This is a genomic window from Vibrio sp. Vb0937, assembly GCF_033338855.1.
Genome location: NZ_JAWOTK010000009.1, coordinates 152,713 through 158,831, shown reverse-complemented (window position 1 = coordinate 158,831; position 6,119 = coordinate 152,713). Strand labels below are relative to the sequence as shown.

The window sequence follows — 6,119 nt, the reverse complement described above, 5'->3', positions numbered from 1 at the left end:
GTGATGGTGTAAGTGATTTCGGCATCACCATTGAAGTTCTCGGCCGGTGTGAAGACCAGTTTGCCGTCAACAATCTCAACTGTACCTTGTGTTTCAGGTACGGAAGCCGATTGGATAGACAGCGTATCGCCATCAATGTCGGTGTCGTTTGGCAGGACATCAATTGTCACTGGCGTGTCTTCGTCAGTGACAGCGGTATCATCTTTTGCCACTGGCGCATCGTTGACTGGTGTGACATCGACGTTCACCGTGGTGGACTCTGATACCCCACCGGACGTGACGATGTAGGTGAAGCTGTCTGTACCGTGGAAGTTGTCGTTTGGCGTGTAAGTGACGCTGCCGTCCGGGTTGACCGAGACCGTGCCGTTGGCTGGACCGTTATTGCTATCCAGCGACACCGCTTTGTCGTCGCCTTCGAACGTGTCGTTACCTAAAACCTTGATGATGGTTGGTGTGTCTTCCACAACCGTCGCGCGGTCAGATTCAATATCTGCCACAGGCGCAACTGTGAAGTTCACCGTTTGGCTAACGCTTTCACCGCTTGGATCGGTGGCGGTAAAGGTTAGGGTTTCTGAGCCATTCCAGTCTGCGGTTGGAGTGAACGTAGCAATGCCATTGACGATCGCCACTTGAATGTTGCTGTTGCCAGAGACACTAAACGTTAACTCACCATCGGCGTTATCCACATCACTGAAAGCGGTATTTAGATCGATGCTGTATGGCGTGAAGTCTTCCGCCAAGGTCTGGTCTGCAATGCTGCTTTCAACCACAGGCGTGTCGTTCACCGCATTCACGGTGACGTTGACCGTCGCTTGGTCAGTCAGTGAACCATCGGTCACGGTATAAGTGATTTCAGCGTCACCATGGAAGTTCTCAGCCGGTGTGAACACCAACTTGCCGTCAACAATTTCAACTGTACCTTGGTCACTCGGCACAGACGCCGAGTCAATACGTAATGTATCGCCATCAATATCGGTGTCGTTTGGCAGAACATCAATCGTGACAGCGGTATCTTCTTGTGTTGTTGCCGCGTCATCTTTTGCCACTGGCGCATCGTTCACTGGTGTGACATCGACGTTCACCGTGGTGGACTCTGATACCCCACCGGAGGTGACGATGTAGGTGAAGCTGTCTGTACCGTGGTAGTTGTCGTTTGGCGTGTAAGTGACGCTGCCATCCGGGTTGACCGAGACCGTGCCGTTGGCTGGACCGTTATTGGTATCGAGCGACACCACTTTGTCGTCGCCTTCGAACGTGTCGTTACCTAAAACCTTGATGATGGTCGGCGTGTCTTCCACAACCGTCGCGTTGTCTGCCACGATGTCCGCCACAGGCGCTACCGTGAAGTTCACCGTTTGGCTAACGCTTTCGCCGCTTGGATCGGTGGCAGTAAACGTCAGCGCTTCTGAGCCGTTCCAGTCTGCGGTTGGAGTGAACGTAGCAATACCGTTGACGATCGCCACTTGAATGTTGCTATTACCAGAGACGCTAAACGTTAACTCACCATCAACATTATCCACATCGCTGAAAGCGGTATTCAGATCGATGCTGTATGGCGTAAAGTCTTCTGCCAAGGTTTGGTCTGCAATGCTGCTTTCAACCACAGGCGTGTCGTTTACGGCATTTACGGTGACATTGACCGTCGCTTGGTCGGTCAGCGAACCATCCGTAACGGTGTAAGTGATTTCAGCGTCACCATGGAAGTTCTCAGCCGGTGTGAACACCAGTTTGCCATCAACAATTTCAACTGCCCCTTGGTCACTCGGCACAGATGCCGAGTCAATACGTAATGCATCACCATCGATGTCAGTATCGTTTGGCAGGACATCAATCGTGACAGCGGTATCTTCTTGTGTTGTTGCCGTGTCATCTTTTGCCACTGGCGCATCATTGACTGGCGTCACATCGACGTTCACCGTGGTGGACTCCGATACCCCACCCGACGTAACGATGTAGGTGAAGCTGTCTGTACCGTGGTAGTTGTCGTTCGGCGTGTAGGTCACGCTGCCGTCCGGGTTGACCGAGACCGTGCCGTTCGCTGGACCGTTATTGGTATCCAGCGACACCACTTTGTCGTCGCCTTCGAACGTGTCGTTATCTAAGACCTTAATGATGGTTGGCGTATCTTCCACAACCGTCGCGTTGTCTGCCACGATATCCGCCACTGGCGCTACTGTGAAGTTCACCGTTTGGCTTACGCTCTCGCCGCTTGGATCGGTAGCCGTAAACGTCAGCGCTTCTGAGCCGTTCCAGTCTGCCGTTGGAGTGAACGTAGCAATCCCATTGACGATCGCCACTTGAATGTTGCTGTTGCCAGAGACGCTAAACGTTAACTCGCCATCCACGTTATCCACATCGCTGAAAGCGGTATTCAGATTGATGCTGTATGGGGTGAAATCTTCCGCCAAGGTTTGGTCTGCAATGCTGCTTTCAACCACAGGCGTGTCGTTCACCGCATTCACGGTGACGTTAACCGTCGCTTGGTCAGTCAGTGCACCATCGGTCACGGTGTAAGTGATTTCAGCGTCACCATGGAAGTTCTCAGCCGGTATGAAGACCAGTTTGCCATCAACGATCTCAACTGTACCTTGTGTTTCAGGTACGGAAGCCGATTCAATCGACAGCGTATCGCCATCAATGTCGGTGTCGTTTGGCAGGACATCAACCGTTACTGAACTATCTTCCTCTGTAATTGTTGTATCATTAGAGGCAATAGGCGCATCGTTAACTGAGTTTACTGTTACCGAAACTTGAGCTTCATCCTCTAACTCACCATCTGTGATGGTGTAGCTAATCGTTGCATTACCGTTGAAATTTTCGGCCGGAGTGAAAACAAGCTTACCATCGATAATCTCAACGATACCTTGCTCTTCTGGTACAGAAGCAGAGGTAATGATTAAATCATCACCTTCAATATCACTGTCGTTAGCGAGCACATCAATTACAACCTGGGAATCCTCGTCAGTTTGAATCGCATCATTAGTTGCTATTGGCGCGTCATTAACAGGCGTAATATCTAAGTTAGCAGTGCCATTAATAACACCGCCATCTTTATCAATAATGTCATAGGAGAATGACACTTCAGTGTCATCGTCAGCCTCTGGAATGTAAGTCCAAGATCCATCGCTGTTATCAATTAAGGTGCCATTCCCACTCTCAATAGTGACGTTTGTAATGACAAGAGTATCGGCATCATCAATATTGACGTTCGATAGTAATTCTTCAGTAGTTATCGTGATTGGATCGCTATCTTCCTCAACAGCGCTTAATGTCACTGGAGAATTAGTAAGTGGCTTACTTGAGCCATCCCCACTTGTCTCGATACCTGTTGTGAAGAAGTCATTTAAGGTCAACGCTTGAGTTTCAGATAAGCCGAGGGATTCTATGCCAATAGTTTCAAAGTTTGTTGAGGCTAGCACTTCAGTACCATCTCGTACAATCGTGGCACTATTTTGCAAACTGGAGCCACTATTTTCACCCGCTGCAGGTGCGAGTTCTTCATCAATAGCAGAAGGGTCTTGACCTTGCTCAATAGCACTAATAATCTGTGCTACATCGTCTGAAATATCTTTTAAACCTTGCTCTTGAGCAAGCTGAATTTTCAGGTCTTGAGGCGCAGCATCTGTCATTGCCACTATCACTTCACCTGGTAGAGGCTGCTGTCCTTCTGCAAGGACTCTCAGCTGCCCATCCAAACCTATTACGACGACTTGATTACCGAGTGGCACTAATGCTGTACGATCCATATAAACCTTAACCCTAAATAACTGTCAAGTTTTTGACTAACAATACTAATTTGCTATATATTGCCCGAATATATAGTGCAATAACAGCAATTTGATGCTCAATAAAGTAATTATGTGTCATACATCAATAAGAATCCAGATGCATAAGTGTTTTATTTTATTAAAATCTGGACACACGTTCCTAGCTATTACCTTCATCTTTAATTTGAGATCTTAATTCAAGTTTCAGGCAGATTTAGTAGGTTGATTTATCAAAATTGAAACAAATGAACAGCGAATCAACAGGTTACTTCATCGCATATTAATGTTATTGTGCGCTAAATTATTGACGCCCTTATAAGTATTCCACTTATAAGCCCTATCACCTCGAGAATTTTTACCATTATCTAGGAGAATCACAGTGAAGTGGACTCGTGCCAACGCCTTTTGTATTGGTATGTTCACCGCTAGTCATGCTTTTGGGCAAACGCTAGAGCAAGCGGTTGAAAACACATTAAAAACCAATCCTGACATCAAAAGTGCGTTCAATGAATTCGTTAGCAAGCAGTATGTGAATGAAGCATCTGGTGGTGCTTACCTCCCATCCGTAGACTTAGATGCCGGTATCGGTTACGAAGGAATCAAACCCGCAGAGTCAGGGCGAGATTCAACCGATCTGACAAGAAAAGAAGCCACCGTGACACTAACCCAGCTAATATGGGATGGCTCAGCGACACTTAATGATATGGATCGAACAGCAGCTGATGCTGAATCGGTCCGTTATCAACTTCTAGCTGATGCCCAAGACACCGCTCTAGAGGTCGCGAAAGTTTATTTAGACTCAGTAAAAGCTTATGAAATTCTTACACTTTCCGAGAATAACTTGAAAGTGCATAAGAAGATCTATGAAGACATTAAAAAGCGAGTTAACTCAGGTATCGGTTCTACAGCAGACCTAACCCAGGTAGAGGCTCGTTTAGCAAAGGCTCACGGTAACTTGGTGGCAGCTCAGAACAACTTATATGACAGCCACACCACCTTTACACGCCTTGTCGGACAGTCACCACAAGGATTGATTTTCCCAAGAGCGGACCAAAACTTTATTCCCTACACCATCGATGAAGCGATTGACTTGGCATTCGAGTCACATCCAGTAATCAAAATTTCGGTAGCTGATGTGGACTCTGCAAAGTTCCAATACAAGCAATCTAAGGGAACTTACTACCCAACGATATCGGTAGAAGCGGCTCAAACATGGCGTGATGATGCAAGCGGTATCGAAGGAAGCAGCGAAGAGACAACAGCAATGTTACGTATGCGTTACAACCTCTTTAACGGTGGTAGTGACGTAGCCAACGCTGAAAGTTTTGCCTACCAACTAAATAAAGCAAAAGACCTAAGAGAACGTGCATACCGCCAAGTAGAAGAAGGTCTTCGTCTATCTTGGAGTGCGTTAGATTTAACACTTCAACAAAAAGAGTTCCTAGCGGATCACGTAGATTCGGCCTCTGAAACTGTCATCGCCTACGAAAAGCAGTATCGCATTGGAAAACGCACTCTGCTGGACTTGTTAAATACTGAAAACGAACTTTTCGAAGCAAGAAAGAACTACTTGGATGCTCGATACTCAGAGCAGTACGCCAAGTACCGCGTTATGAACGCGACTGGCCAATTGTTAAATGCCTTGCGTGTCGATGTACCTACAGAATGGAATGAAAAGGTGGAGTACTGATCATGAAACCAGTGAAGATTCTATTTGCATTGGGTATGCTCGCCATCACTCAACACGTTGTTGCTGAAGACGAATATGAGTATCGTCCTGTACCAAATGCAGAACAAATAGCAGATTTGAAAGATGACGACAACGATGGTGTCATCAATGCTCGAGATATGTGTCCAGGTACACCTGAAGGCTCAGAGGTCGACAACGACGGTTGTGGAGAATACATTAAAGCATCAGATAACATGCAAGTGCGGATACTTTTTGCTAACGACTCTGATGAGATCAATCCAGTCTTCAGAAGACAAGTTCGAGAGCTTTCCGACTTTTTAAAAGAGTACCCTACTACTTCGATAGAGCTGCACGGCTATGCTAGTAAAGTTGGTGGTTCAAAGCATAACCAAGATCTTTCTGAAAGACGAGCACGCAATGTCCGTGAAGCCCTACTAAGCTACGACATCGAACCGAGTAGAGTCCGCATTGTTGGTTTTGGTGACACTCACTTAGCACAGCAAGGGACCGATGAAGTCAGCCATGCTTTAAATCGTCGAGTAACCGCATCAGTCGTTGGTTACAAAGGCGAGATAAAAAGAGAGTGGACAATATTCACAACTCTTCCAGAAAGGTAAAGTACCTGTTTTTGTTTGCTCTGTGAGCATAAAGCAAACAAAAAC

3 protein-coding genes are annotated in these 6,119 nt (G+C 46.8%); 2 read left to right on the top strand and 1 reads right to left on the bottom strand.

Going from position 1 to position 6,119, the window contains the following annotated elements; genetic code table 11:
* Positions 1–3,746 (bottom strand): tandem-95 repeat protein (locus R7P67_RS14160; protein WP_318086013.1); only part of this gene is annotated, 3,746 nt, incomplete at its 3' end.
* Positions 3,747–4,146: 400 nt separating this feature from the next.
* On the opposite strand from R7P67_RS14160, the gene R7P67_RS14155 reads away from it, so the two are divergent.
* Together R7P67_RS14155 and R7P67_RS14150 are read left to right on the top strand one after the other, a co-directional pair.
* On the top strand, positions 4,147–5,457 hold the full coding sequence (locus R7P67_RS14155) for a TolC family outer membrane protein (protein ID WP_017635971.1): 1,311 nt from the start codon (positions 4,147–4,149) through the stop codon (positions 5,455–5,457).
* Positions 5,458–5,459: 2 nt separating this feature from the next.
* On the top strand, positions 5,460–6,074 hold the full coding sequence (locus R7P67_RS14150) for an OmpA family protein (protein WP_262653987.1): 615 nt from the start codon (positions 5,460–5,462) through the stop codon (positions 6,072–6,074).
* Positions 6,075–6,119 lie beyond the last annotated feature (45 nt).